The sequence below is a fragment of the Stenotrophomonas sp. 14P6.2.3 genome, assembly GCF_057799055.1.
The window spans coordinates 1-17,753 of sequence record NZ_JBYOLA010000003.1; the positions used below are offsets into that span (position 1 = coordinate 1).

The 17,753-nt window shown below is 66.4% G+C and carries 13 protein-coding genes; 6 read left to right on the plus strand and 7 right to left on the minus strand.

All coding sequences use genetic code 11. The annotated features are described in order from the left end of the window. The 5 genes from AC27VL_RS03430 to AC27VL_RS03450 form a co-directional block, all read left to right on the plus strand. Window positions 1-324, plus strand: a 324-nt coding sequence (locus AC27VL_RS03430) for a glutamate ligase domain-containing protein (RefSeq protein WP_488765546.1), incomplete at its 5' end; no start/stop codon positions are given. A gap of 81 nt (window positions 325-405) precedes the next feature. Beyond that, window positions 406-1,443, plus strand: coding sequence for an SPOR domain-containing protein (locus tag AC27VL_RS03435; protein WP_229979290.1), 1,038 nt, complete (start codon window positions 406-408; stop codon window positions 1,441-1,443). 46 nt (window positions 1,444-1,489) lie between these two features. After that, window positions 1,490-2,269, plus strand: a complete 780-nt coding sequence (locus AC27VL_RS03440; RefSeq protein WP_100551663.1) for a CvpA family protein — start codon at window positions 1,490-1,492, stop codon at window positions 2,267-2,269. A gap of 30 nt (window positions 2,270-2,299) precedes the next feature. After that, window positions 2,300-3,766: an amidophosphoribosyltransferase gene (gene purF, locus AC27VL_RS03445; protein ID WP_025878104.1), complete on the plus strand. Its 1,467-nt coding sequence runs from the start codon at window positions 2,300-2,302 to the stop codon at window positions 3,764-3,766. A 10-nt stretch (window positions 3,767-3,776) separates the two neighbouring features. Continuing rightward, a complete protein-coding gene (locus tag AC27VL_RS03450) occupies window positions 3,777-4,601 on the plus strand; it encodes a ferritin-like domain-containing protein (protein ID WP_488765547.1) in 825 nt (274 codons plus the stop codon). Between the two features lie 74 nt (window positions 4,602-4,675). Here the strand turns inward: AC27VL_RS03450 and AC27VL_RS03455 are convergent, their stop codons facing one another. Beyond that, window positions 4,676-6,148 (minus strand): T6SS phospholipase effector Tle1-like catalytic domain-containing protein, encoded by a 1,473-nt coding sequence (locus AC27VL_RS03455; RefSeq protein ID WP_488765548.1) that lies wholly within the window; start codon window positions 6,146-6,148, stop codon window positions 4,676-4,678. 220 nt (window positions 6,149-6,368) lie between these two features. Between AC27VL_RS03455 and AC27VL_RS03460 the strand changes: the two genes are divergently transcribed. Beyond that, entirely contained in the window at window positions 6,369-7,622 is a 1,254-nt protein-coding gene (locus tag AC27VL_RS03460) for a zinc-dependent metalloprotease (protein WP_488765550.1), read from the plus strand. 87 nt (window positions 7,623-7,709) lie between these two features. Here the strand turns inward: AC27VL_RS03460 and lpxH are convergent, their stop codons facing one another. From lpxH to ppk1, 6 genes are all read right to left on the minus strand, one after another. Further along, the gene (gene lpxH / locus AC27VL_RS03465) at window positions 7,710-8,456 is read right to left on the minus strand and encodes a UDP-2,3-diacylglucosamine diphosphatase (protein WP_191078621.1); all 747 of its coding nucleotides are present in this window, start codon (window positions 8,454-8,456) and stop codon (window positions 7,710-7,712) included. Between the two features lie 59 nt (window positions 8,457-8,515). After that, window positions 8,516-9,055, minus strand: coding sequence for a phosphatase PAP2 family protein (locus AC27VL_RS03470; protein WP_180163719.1), 540 nt, complete (start codon window positions 9,053-9,055; stop codon window positions 8,516-8,518). Continuing rightward, window positions 9,036-10,181, minus strand: a complete 1,146-nt coding sequence (locus AC27VL_RS03475) for a glycosyltransferase family 4 protein (protein ID WP_488765552.1) — start codon at window positions 10,179-10,181, stop codon at window positions 9,036-9,038. The genes AC27VL_RS03470 and AC27VL_RS03475 overlap by 20 nt, the downstream gene beginning before the upstream one ends. 166 nt (window positions 10,182-10,347) lie before the next feature. Next, window positions 10,348-13,317: a TonB-dependent receptor domain-containing protein gene (locus AC27VL_RS03480; protein WP_488765553.1), complete on the minus strand. Its 2,970-nt coding sequence runs from the start codon at window positions 13,315-13,317 to the stop codon at window positions 10,348-10,350. A gap of 317 nt (window positions 13,318-13,634) precedes the next feature. Next, on the minus strand, window positions 13,635-15,161 hold the full coding sequence (gene ppx, locus AC27VL_RS03485; protein WP_100551669.1) for an exopolyphosphatase: 1,527 nt from the start codon (window positions 15,159-15,161) through the stop codon (window positions 13,635-13,637). Between the two features lie 504 nt (window positions 15,162-15,665). After that, a complete protein-coding gene (gene ppk1, locus AC27VL_RS03490) occupies window positions 15,666-17,753 on the minus strand; it encodes a polyphosphate kinase 1 (RefSeq protein ID WP_488765554.1) in 2,088 nt (695 codons plus the stop codon).

The following is a 17,753-nucleotide window of genomic DNA, read 5'->3' on the forward strand; positions in this document are numbered from 1 at the left end:
CTGAAGGCCGAGGCTGCCCCCGGGCGCACCCTGGCGGTGTACGCCGCGCTGCAGGACAAGGACGCCGTGGGCGTGGTGCAGGCCCTGCAGGACGTGGTGAGCGACTGGACCCTGGCCGGGCTGGATGGCCCGCGTGGGCAGAGCGCGGCGCAACTGCAGGTACGCCTGGCCGATACCGCCGCAGCCACTGCGGCGCTGGCCGATACGGTCGAACAGGCGCTGGCGCAGGTGCTGGCCCGTGCCGAACGCGGCGACCGGGTACTGGTGTTCGGCTCCTTCCATACCGCAGCCGCTGCGCTGCAATGGCTGCAGGCCCCTGCCTGACCGCCGTTCAGCCATTACCGACGCCGCCCGGTCGCGCACCCGTATAATCGACCGCAACGTCCAGCCTGCCGCCTGCCCTACGTGGATACGCCCCTGAAACAGCGTCTGATTGGTGCCATCGTCCTGGTGGCCTTGGCCGTCATCTTCCTGCCGATGCTCGTCAAGGGCCCGGCCCCGGACAGCGGTGTGGCCAATGTGCCGATCGCCGCGCCCGATGCGCCGGCCGATGGCCAGTTCGAAACCCGCGAACTGCCGCTGGTCGCGCCTGCCGGTGGCGCCACCGGGTTGCAGAGCGGCCAGGCTCGTCCCGTCGAGGAGGCCGCCGCGCCGGCTGCGCCGCCGACCGTGGACACCTCGCCAGCAGTCGCCGCCGGCAACTACGCGGTGACCTTCGGCGCCTACGGCAGCCAGGCCGATGCCGATGCGGTGGTCGCCTACCTGAAGCGCTCGCAGCTTCCGGGCTTCATCGAGACCGCATCGATCAACGGTCGCCCGGCCTGGCGCGTGCGCGTAGGACCGTATGCCGATCGTGCGCAGGCCGAAGCGGGCCGGCTGCAGGCGGTGAAGGTCCGTGCCGACGTGAAGGCAGAAGTCATCACCCTCGATGCCAAGCCCTCGACCAGTGCGCCGGTGGCCAGCACGCCTGCACCCGCGCCGAGCGCCAGTACGCCCGTCGCTGCGGCTACGCCGTCGGCGACCGGCAACCCGGTGCGCAGTGAAAGCCTGCCGCCGAGCACGCCGACCGCAGCAACCGCGCCGGCCACCAAGCCGGAACCGGCCAAGCCCGTGGCAAAGCCGGAACCGAAGCCCGAGCCCAAGCCGGAAGCGACTGCCAGCAAGCCGGCCACGCCGCCGACTGCGCCGGCCGCACCGGCTGCCAGCGGAGTGGGTTTTGCCGTGCAGCTTGGCGCATTCGGCCAGGCCAACGATGCCAACGCCCTGCGCGACAAGGTCCGCGCGGCAGGCTTCAGTGCCTTTGTCGAGCAGGTGCGCACCGAAAAGGGCAGCCTGCACCGGGTCCGCGTCGGGCCGGTCGCCAACCGCGCCGATGCCGAACAGTTGAAGGCGCAGGTCGCCGCCAAGGTCGGCGTGGCCGGTATGGTGCGACCGCACCCATGACCTGTACGCAGCCCCGTTGCCAGCGCCGCCGAAGGAGCGGGGCGCCATGATCGACGTGGTGCTGCTGATCGTGATCGCCGCCTCCACCCTGCTCGGGTTGCTGCGCGGCTTCGTCGGCATCGTCATCGGCACCGTATCGTGGCTGGTGGCTGCCTGGGCGGCTTTCGCCTTCGGCAATGACGCCGCACGCTGGTGGGCGGCACCGGCCGCGCCCGGCGGCGAGCATTTCATCGGCGGCTACCTCAGCGTCGGCATCGGCGTGATGGTCGTCGTTGCCGTGATCGGCATGGTCATCAAGGCCATCGTCCACCGCAACATGCTGGGCAGCCTTGACCGGCTGCTGGGTGGGATCCTCGGCGCCGTGCGTGGGGGTCTCATCGCGGCCGTGCTGCTGCTGCTGGCCGGCTTCACCCCGCTCACCGCCGAACCCTCCTGGCGCGGCTCGGCGCTGCGTCCGGTGCTGAACCCGGCCGTGGGCTGGATGAACAGCAAGCTGCCGCACTGGCAGGTGCCGGGGGCCGACCTGCTGCCCAAGGCCTTGCCGATGGACGCACTGTCCCCATCTGCGTTGATGGAGCTGGGCAAAAGCGCCGGCGCCGGAGTGGGCAAGCCGGGGGCGACAGGCGATAATGGCGTACTCGGTCAGATAGTGGCGGGCAGCGGATGGCTGCGGCCTGCGAAGGCGGAACAGGGCGAGGCATATGATCCGGCCGAAGTGCGCCCGGACGCCCCAGCACTACCGGGCAGCATCGAGCCGGGCGACCCGGCCAATGTCGACCGCAGACGCGGCGACAACTCTGGCCAGGTACGGCCACCTTCCTTGTAACTGGGCACAGCCCAGCGGAGACCTCGCATCATGTGTGGCATCGTCGGAATCGTCGGCAACCAGAACGTCGCCGGGCAGTTGTATGACGGCTTGACCGTCCTCCAGCATCGCGGCCAGGACGCGGCGGGCATCGCCACCGTCAACGGCAGCCGCCTGCGGGTGCAGAAGGCCACCGGCCTGGTCCGCGATGTCTTCGATGCACGCACCATGTCCACCCTGGAAGGCAGCGTCGGTATCGCCCATGTGCGCTACCCGACCGCGGGTTCCGAAGGCATGGACGAGGCGCAGCCGTTCTACGTCAATTCGCCGTACGGCATCGCGCTGGCCCACAACGGCAACCTGATCAACACCGAGGACCTGCGCCAGCAGGTGTTCGAGCAGGACCGCCGCAACGTCAATACCGATTCGGACAGCGAAGTGCTGTTGAACGTGTTCGCCTACGAACTGGAACAGCAGCGCCAGCTCAGCCCGGAAGCCGCCATCCGCGCGGTGGCCGGCGTGCACCGTCGCTGCAAGGGCGGCTATGCAGTGGTCAGCGTGGTGCTGGGCCTGGGCCTGGTCGCTTTCCGCGATCCGCATGGCATCCGCCCGCTGGTGCTGGGCAAGCGCAGCCACGCCGAGGGTGACGAGTACATCGTTGCCTCCGAGTCGGCTGCGCTGGACGTGCTGGGCTTCCAGCGCGTGCGTGACGTGCAGCCGGGCGAAGCGCTGGTGATCACCGCGCGCGGTGAACTGTTCTCGGAAATCTGCGCCGAGCCGGCCGAACACACCCCGTGCATCTTCGAGTACGTGTACTTCGCACGCCCCGATTCGATGATCGACAACGTGTCGGTGCACAAGGCGCGCATGCGCATGGGCATCAAGCTGGGCGAGAAGATCCTGCGCCTGCGCCCGGACCACGACATCGACACCATCATCCCGATCCCGGACACCTCGCGCGATGCTGCGCTGGAGATCTCCAACGTGCTCGGGGTGAAGTACCGCGAAGGCTTCATCAAGAACCGTTACATCGGCCGCACGTTCATCATGCCGGGCCAGGGCGAGCGGGTGAAGTCGGTGCGCCGCAAGCTCAACCCGATCCACCTGGAGTTCCGCAACCGCGTGGTGCTGCTGGTGGACGACTCGATCGTGCGCGGCACCACCAGCCAGCAGATCGTGCAGATGGCGCGAGATGCCGGCGCGCGCAAGGTCTACCTGGCCAGCGCCGCACCGCCGGTGCGTTACCCGAACATCTACGGCATCGACATGCCGGCCGCTGAAGAACTGGTCGCGCACAACCGCAGCATCGAGGAAATCGAAGCCCACCTGGGCTGCGACTGGCTGATCTACCAGGACATCGAAGACATGGAAGCGGCGGTGAGCGAAGGCAATCCGGCGCTGCGCAACTTCGATTCGTCGTGCTTCAACGGGCATTACCCGACGGGCATCGAACCGGGCTACTTCGAGCGCATCCAGCAGCTGCGTTCGGACGACGCCAAGCACAAGCGCCGCGCCTGAGGTCCAGGCGGTGATCGACGTGCCTGACGTCGGTGGCAATCTGCTGCGCGCCGCGCAGCAGTGCCTGGCCGAAGCCGATCCCCTGCGCAAGGTCGCACTGACCCAAGCCTACGCCGCTGCGTTCCGCGCCGGCCGGTTGAACGTACCGGCCGATGCGCCGCCAGCCGAACCGATCCGCATGCCGGGCCGACCGCCGCAGCTGCTGATGGTGCATCCGCGTGAAGTGCCCCGGCGCGGCCTGGGCGGTGTGGAGGGGCGCGCGGCGTTCATCCATGCCATCGCCCATATCGAGCTCAATGCGATCGACCTGGCCTGGGACGCGGTATACCGCTTCCGCGGTCTGCCGGCAGCGTTCCATGCCGACTGGGTGAGCTGCGCCGACGACGAATCGCGCCACTTCATGCTGCTGCGCGAGCGCCTGCTGGCACATGGCCATGAGTACGCCGATTTCCCTGCGCACAACGGCCTGTGGGAAATGTGCGAGAAGACTGCACACGATGGCCTGGCACGCATGGCGCTGGTGCCGCGCGTGCTGGAAGCGCGTGGGCTGGACGTGACGCCTGGCATGATCGACAAGCTGCGCAATGTCGGCGACGGTGAAACCGCTGATGTGCTGGAAGTGATCCTGCGCGAGGAGGTTGCACACGTTGCCGCTGGGTCGCGCTGGTTCCGCTGGTGCTGCGAGCGCGCCGGCGTCGAACCGCGCGCACGTTTCAAGGAACTGCTGGTCGAGTATGCCGGTGGCTACCTGCACGGGCCGTTCAATATGGAAGCGCGCCTGCTGGCCGGTTTCGATAGCGACGAGTTGGCCAACCTGGTCGAGCAGGCCGGCTGAAAGAAAAGGGGACGGAGGGGATTAAGTCGTTTGTGCCACAAACGACTTAATCCCCTCCGTCCCCTTTTTGGTTCTCATGCGTTCGGCAACACCACGCGCCTGCCATCCACCGTCGGCCGGTTGATGTAGAACAACCCCGGCCCAGGGCGATACGGCAGCTCGCTGACACCGGCATCGGCGGTGTAGGTCAGGGCGGTATCGCCCAGCGCATCGAAATTCCAGTGTGCGGACTGCATCAGGTAACGGCGGCGCAACAACGCTTCCTGCGTCGGGGTCAGCGACTGGCCGGCGATCAGGCGGCGCGCGATCGGCTGCAGTGCACCAGGCAGCTCCCAACCCGCCACCTCGGCGGCGTCGGCGGTCCAGGTCACACCGGCATCGACAGCGTGCTTCTGCATCACCTGCAGCGCAACCAGCTGATAGCGCCAATCGATGCGCCGGTGCAGCACCACCGCAGCGGTGACGTACAGCACCGGTGACATCAGCACGCTGCGGCTGCCGGCGCGTCGTTGCTGCTGCCACTGGTGCCAGACATCGACCCACACTTCCCTCGGGTTCAACCCCAGCTGCTGCCGCCAGCGCTCGGCGTCGGCCTGTGCTTCCGCGTAGGCGGTCGTCGCCTGCAGCAGGGCCAGTGGCGGTGTCTGGTAGTCCTCCACGCCGGGCCGGCGCAGCTGCTGCCGTCGGGGCCGGCTGAGCAGCTTGGGCCCTTCCTCCACCTGGTCGTAGCCTCCACCGATGTTGGCGTGCACACCGGGCAGTGCGATTTCGGGATGGGTCGGTGCCACCGTGGTCAACGCATAGTGCTGGCGATGCTCATCGCGCGCGCTGAGCTGCAACACAGCCTCGGCGATGCCGGCGGGCAGGGCGATGCGGGGGTGTTCGTCGGCGCGGCCGCCGTTGACGGCGACCACCGTGTCGAACAGGCCGACGAAGCGCAGTGCCGGCCGCGGCAGGGCGAAATCGGCGCTGCACGAAAGCCCCGCGTGCAGCAGAAGCTGCTGCCAGCGCGCGGCATCCCACCCGCGCAGGTGGTTGGCCACATCGCGCGCGGAGGCCGCGCCGCGTGAGTAGCCGAACAGATCAAGCTGCACGCTGTGCAGCGGCGCGCGCCACTGCCCGGCAAGTGACGACAGTGCGGCCGGCAGCAACACCTGCAATGCACGCTGCACCTTCGCCTGCACGCCACTGGCGCCAATCCCGAAGGCCAGGCCGATCAGGTCGTCTTCGGCATCGTCGCGGGTGCCGACACCTTCAACATAGATCGCCAGCGAAGGTGCGCTGCCCGGTGTGCGTCGGCTGTCCGGATACAGCTGGTGCAGGCGCGCGATGTTGGTGGCGCCGTTGTCGTAGCTGCTGGTCAGCCGGCTCTGGTAGGTCGAATCGTCATCGGCGCGGAGCAGGGCAGGGCGCGGTCGCGGCACCTGCCGGTGACCCTGCGCCAGGTTGTGCGCATTGTTGCGGGTGCCGTCGAAGAACAGGCCGATCCGCAGCAGGCCCGGATCAGCCGTCATGTCACTGCTGTGCTGTCCTGGTGCCATGTGCATTTCCCGTCGTGGCCACGTCACGGTAGCGCGAAAGCTTTGTGTTGGCGAAGTGTATTGACGCTTTTGACCTCACTGAACGCAGATGCGGTCGATCACAGATCGCGATTTCCATTCCCGTCATCTATTGAATTCACACGCCCTGCGCAGGCCTGATGGCCGAACCCGGCTCCCCGGGTCGTGCTGCATCAACGCTGTCTACTTCACTCCAAGGAGCGACAAGATGATGTCCAGATCGATAGGTAAAGCGACAGGTGGTCTGTTGTTGGGATTGTCGGTAGCGGCGGCCGCGAGTGCGGCGCCGTTGTTCGAGCCGGTCACCGTGCTCAGCCGTGCATCGGCCAGCAGTGAGCCGGCACTGGGGCGATTGCTGGCCACCCCGTCCACCGCCGCCGTACAGGAAGTGCGAGTCGATGCCGCCGCCACCGCGCAGCCACAGCTGGAATTCGAGCTGCTCGGGCAGAAGGTGCAGGCCGTTCGCAGCAAGGTCGAGGCGCTGCCGGATGGCGGCAGCGTCTGGTACGGCCAGCTGCGCTCGCCGTCCGATCGCCTGCAGGCGGCCACGTCCAATGGCCAGGATGATCCGGGCAACTCGCTGATCCTGGTGCGCTCGGGCAATACCCTCACCGGTTCGATCCGCAAGGACGGCAAACTGTATCGTCTGCGTCCGCTCGGCAACCGCCACGTGCTGGTCGAGGTGGATGAGTCGCGGATGCCCGCCGATCATCCGGCTGACTACAACCAGTTGCCGAAGATCGCCATGCCGGCAAATGATCGCTTAGGCACTGCACAGGCCTCGTCGGGAAGCCCGGCGACCATCCGCGTGCTGGTGGTGGCGACCAACGCTGCAGTGAGCGCCTACGGTGGCAACATGCAGTCGCTGGTGCAGTTGGCCGTTGCCGAATCCAACCAGGGGTATACCAACAGCAACGTGGGCCTGACCCTGCAGCTGGCCGGTTATGAAACCACCAGCTACACCGAGTCCGGCAATTTCACCACCGACCTGTCGCGTTTCCGTGGCACCAGCGACGGCTACATGGACAGCATCCACACCAGTCGCAACAGCACCGCGGCCGACGTAGGCGTTCTGCTGATCAACAACACCAGCTATTGCGGGCTGGCCTCGGGCATCGGTTCCACCGCATCGACCGCGTTTGCCGCGGTGTACTGGGATTGCGCCACGGGCTACTACTCGTTCGCCCATGAAATCGGCCACCTGCAGAGCGCACGGCACGATATCGCCAGTGATCCGAGCACGTCACCGTATGCCTATGGTCATGGCTATCGCTATGAGCCGGCCAGCGGATCGCGCTGGCGCACGATCATGGCCTACGACTGCTCGGCCGGCTGCCCGCGTCTGAACTACTGGTCCAATCCGAACATCAGCTACAACGGCGTGCCGATGGGCATCGCCAGCAGTGCCGACAACCAGCGCGTGCTGGTCAATACCAAGGCCACCATCGCGGCCTTCCGCTGAGGCCAAGCGCCGACCAGGGTCGGCGTCTACCAGGGCGGGTACACCTGCTCTGGTAGATGCCAACCTTGGTTGGCACCCTGCGACCCATCAGACGCGCGCGAGCGTATCCAGGGTCCAGCCGTTGGCATCCACGCGCAGCACCGAGCCCTGTTCGTACCAGTCCCCCAGCACGATGCGGGTGCAGCTGCGTCCGCCGGCCTGCAGGGTGTGGATCGCCGGGCGATGGGTATGGCCATGGATCATCGTGTCCACGCCGTGGCGCGCGTAAGTGGCTTCCACTTCGGCCGGGGCCACGTCGGTGACGGTTTCGAACTGCGCACGGTCGCCCTGCTTCATTTCCGACTGGCGCGCCTGGCTGGCATCACGCGCTTTCTGCGCGAAGGCGATGCGCGCCTCCAGCGGCTGTGACAGGAACTGCGCCTGGAAGACGGGGTCGCGGGTCTGGGCGCGGAACTGCTGGTAGGGAATGTCATCGGTGCACAGCAGGTCGCCGTGCTGCAGCAGCACCGGGCGGCCGTACAGCTCGATCATGCACGGGTCCGGCAGGATGCGCAGGCCGGCGCGGCGGGCGTAGTCTTCGCCGAGCAGGAAATCACGGTTGCCGCGGATGAAGAACACCGGCACGCCGCTGTCGGACAGTACCTTCAGTGCATCGGCTACCGCATCGGCTGCGGCCGAGGGGGTGTCATCGCCGATCCAGGCTTCGAACAGATCGCCGAGGATGTACAGCGCGTCGGCGCCGGGCGCCTCCTCGCGCAGGAAGCGCAGGAACAGGTCGGTGATGGCCGGACGGCTGGGGTCCAGATGCAGATCGGAGATGAACAGCGTGGTCATGCGGATATTCTAGGGCATCGCTTCGCCGGTAGCGCAGGGCCCTGCGCAGTCGCCGGGCATCACACCGGCAACGGCAGCCAGGCCAGGCTGGCCGAGGCCAGCAGTGCAGCGATGCCGGTGGCCGCCAGAACGTCGCTCGGGTAGTGCAGGCCCAGTACTACGCGCGACAGGCCCACGCCGAAGGTGAACGGCACCAGCAGCGGTGCCAGCCAGGGGTAGTAGGCCAGCGCGACGATGGTGAACGACACCGCGTGCAGGGTATGCCCGGACGGGAAACTGAACTCATCCAGCGGCGCCACCCAGGCACGGATACGCAGGTCGGCCGCGTACGGTCGTGGTCGCCGGGTCCAGCGTTTCAGCCCCTTGTACAGCAACAGTGCGGCCAGGCCGGTGGCGGCCATGTGCACCGATGCACGCAGGCCATCGAAGCCATCAATGAGCACCAGCGCGCCCATCAACATGTACCAGAACACGCCATCGCCGAGCCGGCTGATGATCGAGAACACGCGCCGCACGCGGCGACGTCGGCAGTAGTGGTTGGCGCGGCGACACAAGCGAGCTTCGCGACCGGCCAGCAGCTCAAGCGGCGTGGTGCGCATGTCCGCTCCTCCGCGCGCTGGCCAGTTCCGCCAACAGGCTTTCAAACTCCGCCACCACCTGCTGCGGGTGCAGCCGCTTCATCGCCCGTGCCGCGTTGCCACCCAACTCGCGGCGCAGGGCGTCATCGGCAGCCAGTTGAACTGCTGCCTGCACGAACTGCTCGTCGTCATCCACTGCCGCACCGTTCTCGCCGTTGCGCAGGTACTCGCGGGCTGCGCCGTAGTCGAAAGCGACCGTGGCCAGGCCGCTTGCCATGCTTTCCAGGGTCACGTTGCCGAATGTCTCGCTGCGGCTGGGGAACAGGAACAGGTCGCCACTGGCGAAATGGCGGGCGAGGGCATCGCCACGCTGGATGCCGCAGAAGATGAAATCGGGATTCTCATGGGCCAGTTTTTCGCGCGCCGGGCCATCGCCGACCCAGATGAAGCGTGCTTTCGGGCGCACCTGCTGCAGCTTGCGGAAGGCTTTCACCGCCAGGCCGAGATTCTTTTCGGCGGCGATGCGGCCGACGTAGATCGCTGCCAGCCCCGTACCATCGATGCCCCATTCTTCGCGCAGCGCCGGGTCGCGGCGTGCGGGGTCGAACTGCTGGTTGTCGACCGCGCGCGCGAGCAGGCGCACACGCTCGAAACCCTGTTCGGTGAGAAATTCCTGCAGTTCGCGGGTGGGCACCAGGGTCGCATCGGCCTGGTTGTGGAAGCGGCGCATCCAGCGCATTGCCGCCGACTGCAGCCACGCCACGCCGTAGTCGGGCAGGTATTCGTCGAAGCGGGTGTGGAACCCGGTAGCCACCGGAATGCCCAGGCGGCGCGCGGTGCGCAGTGCCGACCAGCCCAATGGGCCCTCGGTCGCCACGTAGATCGCGTCCGGGCGCTGCTGCCGCCAGTGCCGGCCCAGCCGGATCGGTGCGGGCAGGCCGAAGCGCAGGCCGGGATAGCGCGGCAAGGCCGCGCCCGGAACCAGCAGGGTGCCCGGTACCGCCTCCAGCGCTTCACTGGCCTGTCGCGGGCGGATCAGGTCGACCTCGTGGCCGGCGGCGCGCAATCCCTGCTCCAGGCCCTGCACGGTCAGTGCGACGCCGTTGATCTCCGGCGGGTAGGTTTCGGTGACGATGGCATAGCGCATGGCGGGCCTCCGGTTTTACGCATGCTCAGGCTTGGCGATGTAGCGGACATGACCGCTTTGCGACAGCGCGATGACGGCCGGGCAAGGCGATGCCTGCGTAATTCAGGGGCACAAAAAAACCACGGCCCCGAAGGGCCGTGGTCGTGGTGTTGCGCCAGCGTGTGGATCAGAAGCGCTGCTGGTACTTCATGTACATGAAACGACCGATGTCGTAGCCACCGTAGTAGGAGAACGACGAATTCGGCTTGCTGTACATCACCGGGCCTTCCTTGCCGAACACGTTGTTGGCGCCAACCGACACGGTGGCATCCCACGGCAGGTTGTAACGGAACTGCACGTCGTGGAAGGTGACCGCGCCACGCTGGTTGTAATCGCGGGTGCCCTTGATCCACGGTGCCATGAATTCCGGATCGGAGCACTCATCCGCGTAGCGGGTGGCGTTGAGGCAACGCTCCTTCACGCCGGAGTAGTAACGCGCGGTCCAGCTGACGCCGAAGTCACCGATATCCCAACCCAGCACCAGGTTCGAACGCACCCGGAATGCCAGGCTGGTGCTGGTGCCGATGGTGTTGGCCACGCCGTTGATCGGGGTAGGCACCACGCCGGCATCGTTGGTCGAACGGTACACGTTCTTGCTGACGTAGGTGCTGGTCCAGCCAGCGCTCAGCTTGCCGTAGCTGGTATCCACGCGGTAGCTGACGTCCAGGTCGTAGCCTTCGGTCTCTGCGAAGCCTGCGTTACGGTTGCCGAACTTCAGGCCGGTGACGATGCCGGTGGCGGCATCACGGGTGAAGCGGCTGCAACGCGCTTCGATACCCTGCTCGTAGCAGTCGGTGAGGATCTGGTTCGGGCTGTCATCGACAATGGTGTTGTCGATGCGGATCTTCCACCAGTCCAGCGCAACGTTGAGGTTGCTTACGAAGGTCGGGCTCCACACCAGGCCCAGCGTCTTGCTGGTCGAGGTTTCCGGGGTCAGCTGCGGGTTGGAACCGGATACGAACGGCGTCGGCGTTGCGTCCTGTGCGGTGGTCACCGGCGTATTGCCCTGGCGCAGCTGACGGAAGTTGCCGGCATCGGCGATGTCGCGTGCGCAACGTCCGCGGACTTCAGCACTGTTCTTGGAAGCGCCGAACACGGTGTCGCAGGGATCGCTGAACTGCGCGAAGGTTTCCGAACCGCCACCGTACAGGTCACTGATGGTCGGTGCACGGAAACCTTCGGCCCAGGTGCCGCGGACCAGCAGCTGGTCGATCGGCTTCCACTTGAAGCCGAACTTGCTGTTGAGGGTGTTGCCGAAGGTGTTGTACTCGGAGAAACGCGTTGCGGCGCTGAAGCTCAGTTCCTTGGCACCCGGCAGGTCGGCCAGCACCGGCACGTTCAACTCCAGGTACGCTTCCTTCACCGTGTAGCTGCCACCGGTCGGGCCAGCGGCCAGGTTGGTGGTGGCACCGGTCTGGGCCAGCGCGTCAGGCGTGTACTTGCCATCTTCCTTGCGGCTTTCGACGCCGAAGGCAAAGCCCAGGTCGCCAGCCGGCAGGGTCATGATGCTGCCCGACAGATTGGCGAACGCATTCTTGGTGGTGGTGCGGCCGGTGGTTTTTTCTGACGGGAACAGCCAGGACAGCAGCTCTTCGTTGCCGGTCAGGCCGTTCGGGTCGTTCTTGCCAAACGGCACCAGCGGGTTCCACGGCTTGCAGCCATCGATGACCGCGCCCTGGCGGCCGCACATCACCTTGCCGGTGGCCGGGTCGAGGAACGACGGGCCCACGGCATCACGCACGCGCTTCTTGTGCAGGTTGCCGGTGGCGGTGGCGGTCAGCTCGTTGCGGTTGTACTGGTAGCCCACGTCCCAGTCGAAGTAGCGCTCGCCGATCTCGAAGGCACCATCCAGCGACACCACCGCACGATAGGTCTTCAGTTCGCTGGTGCTCACGCGCGGCACTTCCCAGGTGCGGCGGTTCCAGGACACTGCGGTCGGGTTGGCGTAACCGTGCTGGCTGCCGAACGGGTTGAAGTAGCTGTCCCTGGACATCTGGCCAGTGGCGTTCGGGTCATTGGGAATGGACACCGAGCTGGACTGGGTCGGGTAGCCGGCGATCTGGCGCTCGGAAGAACGCTTGTTGTAGCCGAACTCCGTGCGCAGGTTGATGTCATCGGTCAGCTTGAAGCGGCCATCGAAGTACACCGAATCACGCTTGATCGGGTACATGACGTGCATCTGGTCGTTGGCATTGCTGACGTCACCGGTGAACGGCGTCGCATCGGTCAGGTGGTAATTGGCCGGGTTGGTCGGGTCGGCACCACGGTTGAGCGAGTAGCCGCAGCCCAGGCGGGTATCGGTACAGCCCGGGCGGCCCTTCAGGCCGGTGATCTGGCCGTACTGGCTCAGCGTGGTCCAGTTGGAGGGGTCATTGGGGTTGTGGTCGCTGGTACCGTACTTGCTGAACCAACGGTCACGTGCCCACACGCTCTTTTCTTCGGAGTGTTCCAGCGCCAGCGTCAGCGACACGCGGTCGTTGCTCCAGCCACCCACCACGTCGAAGCGGTCGCGCGCGCCGTCACCTTCGCTGTACTGGCCGTGGTAGACGTTGGCGGTCACGCCGTTGACGTTGGAACGGGTGATGATGTTGACCACGCCGGCCATCGCATCGGAACCGTAGATGGCCGAAGCGCCATCCTTCAGCACTTCGATACGCTCCACCGCCGACACCGGCAGCGAGGACACGTCCTGCAGGCCCGAGGTGCTGATGCCCAGGCGCTTGCCGTTGACCAGCACCAGGGTGCGCTGCGCCCCCAGGTTGCGCATGTCGATGTAGGTGCCGCCGGTGTTTTCGCCCGAGCTCAGCGCGTTTGCGCGGCTGATCGCCGGGCTGCCCATCGCCGTCACGTTCTGCAGGATGTCGGCAACGGAGCTGAAGCCCTGGCGTTCGATATCGGTACGGCTCAGGGCCAGCACCGGCTGCGCCGTTTCAACGTCCACCTGGCGGATGCGCGAACCGGTGATCTCGATGCGGTCCAGGTTGGTCGGCGATGCGGTGCTGCTGCTCTGGGCGAACGCCGGCAGCGCAGCCAGCGTCGCAGTGGTTGCCAGGGCGTAGCGGATGGCCTGCCCCAGTGCGGTGGTGCGTGAAGTCATGACGAGCTCTCTCTCTCGGGTCGTGCAAAGGACGCCAAAACGGGCGTCGAAGGAATCGGCAGGTCCAAGACCGAGCCGATGACCCGATAGTAGTCTCGTTGGTTAATGCTCTGTAAAGAGCGCATGTCGGTTTGTGTCGTTACGCATCACCTGTTTTCACCAAACGTGAACAAAAGCAGGGGTTTACGTGAAGGCTCGGCACGCGCAAGCGCCGCCAGCTGCTGCGTTGCAGCAGGAATTGGCGGTCGATTGCGCGAACTGTAACGAAATGTAATCGGGCGCCGACGGGTGATGCGTGGGCGCCCTCGGCGTCCTGCTCAGACCACGAACGGACGGAACTGGATGCCCAGCCCGGCGATGCCTTCGGTCTCGCCGATCAGGTCGGCGCGCAGCAGCGGCCGCGCATCGATGAAGGCCTGCGGCACGATCAGCGACAGGCGGCTGTCGTCGGCGGTCAGCTCCAGCACCGGCAGCGGTGCGTCTTCATGCGCGCGGTTGAGCAGTACCGCCAGGCGCAACAGGGCAACCAGGCGTCGTGCCGTCAGCAGCAGGCGTTCGGGGATGGCATCGAAGGCGGTCTTGCTGATGCCGCGGCGGTGATTGCGCACCAGCGTCGCCAGCATCTGCTGCTCCTGCCGCGAGAAGCCGGCGATGTCCGAGTTCTCCAGCACGTAGCTGCCATGCACGTGGTAACCGCTGTGGGCGATCATCAACCCCAGCTCATGCAGGCGTGCGGCCCAGCCGAGCATGCGTGCATCATCGGCATCCAGCTTCCAGCGTTCCTGCACCTGCTCCAGCAACGACAGTGCGGTGTCCTGCACGCGACCGGCCTGCACCGTATCGATGCCATAGCGATGGGTGAGGGCGGCCACCGATTCATCGCGCGGGTCGTTGTCACCGGCACGGCCGAGGATGTCATAGAGGATGCCCTCGCGCATCGCGGCCTTGCTGACCAGCAGCTTCTGCAGGCCCAGTGCCTGGAAGGCGGCCTCCAGCACCAGGATGCCGCCGGCGATGATCGGGCGGCGATCGCTGGACAGGCCGGGCAGCACGATGTCGTCGATCTTCTTGGCCTTCAGCAGCTCATCGCGGAGCTGCGGCAACGCCTCGGCCGTGATCGCGCCCTTGCTCAGCTTCATCGTCGCGCAGATTTCGCTGATGGCCTTGTGGGTGCCGGACGACCCCAGAGCCTCCTGCCAGCCCAGCGCGCGGTATTTGCTGGCGAAGGGCTGGAACTCCCGGCCGATCTCGGCCAGGGCATCCTTCCAGCGCTTCTTGCTGAGTTTGCCGCCCGGGAAAAAGCGACGGGTGCTGGCGATGCAGCCGGCCTGCAGGCTCTCGCGTTCCAGGGTCTGCATGCCCTTGCCGATGATGAACTCGGTCGAGCCGCCGCCGATGTCGATGACCAGGCGGTGCTGGTCGGGCTTGGGCGGTTGCGCATGGGCCACGCCCAGGTAGATCAGTCGCGCCTCTTCGCGGCCACTGACCACTTCGATGGCATGCCCGAGCGCGGTTTCGGCCGGCATCAGGAAGGCCTGCGGCGAACGCAGCTGGCGCACGGTATTGGTGGCCAGTGCACGCACGCGATGTGGCGGGACGTTGCGGATGCGCTGGCCGAACCGGGCCAGGCACTCCAGCGCGCGCTGCCGCGCTGCTGCGGAGAGTCCGCCCTTGCCGTCCAGGCCGTCGGCCATGCGCACGGTCTCGCGCAGGCGGTCGATCACCCGCAGCTGGCCAAGCGTGTAACGCGCGATGACCATGTGGAAACTATTGGAGCCAAGGTCGATGGCGGCCAGCAGGTCGCCATCCTGCAATGCGGGCGGAGTCGTGGTGGTATGCGGCATGGGCGAATGTTAGCCGAAGGGGCGGTGAACTCGTCACCGCGCGGCCTTCACATTTTGTGGTGGGGGGGCGGCGGCAGGGCTGCACCCTGCACCCGCAGAATCAACGTCAACGTCAAAAGCGGGGTATCCGTGGGATGGCGGGGTGGGTCCGGTTGCGGGGGACGCCGTGAACCCATCCTTTGGGGCTTGGCCGCGGCATCCATGCCGCGGACACCCCCGCAACCGGACCCACCCCGCCTTCGACAGATCTCCGCGATCGGTCGGAATGGCATTGCCTGCTCTTGGTAGGTGTCGACCTTGGTCGACGCGGTAGATCCACGCCATGCGTGGATGCATCCAAACGTGCCGACCAAGGTCAGCATCTACCGGATCAAAGACCCTGCATGTGTCGACCTTCGACAGATCGCCGCGGCTGTTGGTAGGTGTCGACCTTGGGCGACACGGTAGATCCACGCCATGCGTGGATGCATCCAAACGTGCCGACCAAGGTCGGCACCTACCAGGTCAGAGTCCCTGCATCAATGCCATCTGTGCCGAATGCGGGGCTTCGTCGTGGGCCGGGGCGCGCTTGTGGTAGATGCCCTCGGCATCCAGCTCCCAGGCGTTGAGGTTGTCGTCCAGGTAGTTCTGCAGCACTTCGCGATAGACCCGCTTGGCCAGTGCCGGGTCGAGGATCGGGAAGCAGGTTTCCACCCGGCGCAGCAGGTTGCGCTCCAGCCAGTCGGCGCTGGCGCAGTACAGCTCCGGTGCGCCGTCGTTGCCGAACCAGTAGACCCGGCTGTGTTCCAGGAAGCGGCCGACGATCGAGCGCACGCGGATGTTGTCCGACACGCCGGGTACGCCCGGGCGCAGGGTGCAGGCGCCACGGATGATCAGGTCGATCTGCACACCCGCCTGCGAGGCGGCGTACAGCGCACGGATCACCTGCGGCTCATTGAGGGCGTTCATCTTGGCGATGATCCGCGCCGGTCGCCCGGCGGCAGCAACGCGCGTCTCGCGCTCGATCCTCGCCAGGATCCCGGTATGCAGGGTGAAGGGCGACTGCAGCAGGCGCTTGAGCTTCATCTTCGAGGCCAGCCCGGACAGCTGCTGGAACAGCAGGTGCACGTCGTTGCCGATATCGGCATCGGCGGTGATCAGGCTCAGGTCGGTGTACGCGCGTGCGGTACCGCTGTGGTAGTTGCCGGTGCCCAGGTGCACGTAGCGGCGCAGCTTGCGGCCTTCGCGGCGCACGATCAACAGCATCTTGGCGTGGGTCTTGTAGCCGACCACGCCATACACCACCTGCACGCCGGCTTCCTGCAGCCGATCGGCCAGGCCCAGGTTGGCTTCTTCATCGAACCGCGCGCGCAGCTCGACTACCACGGTCACGTCCTTGCCGGCACGTGCGGCCTGGATCAGCGCATCGACGATCAACGAGTCCTTGCCGGTGCGGTACAGGGTCTGCTTGATCGCCAGCACGTTCGGATCGAGCGCGGCCTGGCGGATCAGGTCCAGCACCGCAGCGAACGCGTCAAAGGGGTGGTGCAGCAGCAGGTCCTTGCGTGCGGTGGTCTCGAAGATGCCGTCGCTGTCGCGCAGGGTGCGCGGGGTCATCGGCGGATACTTCAGGTCCGGCTGCGCGATCAGGTCGTACAGCTGGATGATGCGGTTGAGGTTGACCGGTCCATCGATGCGGTACACCGCGTTCTCGGTCAGGCCGAAGTTCTGCAGCAGGGTGCGGACGATGTCGCGCGGCATGTCGTGGGCGATTTCCAGGCGCACCGCAGGACGGTAGCCACGGTCCACCAGCTCGTCACGCAGCGCCAGCGCCAGGTTTTCCACTTCCTCCTCGTCCACCACCAGCTCGGAGTTGCGGGTGACACGGAACTGATAGGCGCCCAGCACTTCCAGGCCCGGGAACAACTCGTCCACGAAAGTGGACAGCACCGAGGACAGGAACACGAAGTTCTGCGGCCCGCCGAGTTTTTCCGGCAGCTGGATGATCCGCGGCAGCGAGCGCGGTGCGCGCACGATGGCCAGGTGGCCGCTGCGGCCGAACGCATCGGTGCCCTTCAGCACCACCACGATGTTCAGCGACTTGTTGAGGATCTTCGGGAACGGATGCACCGGATCCAGGCCCAGCGGCGACAGCACCGGCATGATCTCGTTGCGGAAGTAGGCACGCAGCCAGCGCTTCTGCCGGTGGGTCCAGGAGTTGCGGCCGAGCACGCCGATGCCGGCCTCCATCAGCGCCGGACGCAGCGTCTGGTTCCAGCAGCGGTACTGCTGGTCCACCAGCTCGGCGGCGCGCTCGTGGATGGCATTGAGAATGGCCTGCGGGCTCATGCCATCCGGTGCCGGCGGCAGGCCGAACTCCTGCGCATGACGGACCGCAGCGGCACGGATCTCGAAGAATTCATCCAGGTTGGTGCAGGAAATGCACATGAAGCGCAGGCGCTCCAGCAGCGGCACCTGCGGGTCCATCGCCTGCGCCAGCACGCGGAAGTTGAAATCCAGCTGCGACAGTTCGCGGTTGATGTACAGCGCCGGGTCGCGCAACGGATCGCTGTCCGTGCTCACGGGGAGGGGGAGGGATCCGAGGCTGCTCAT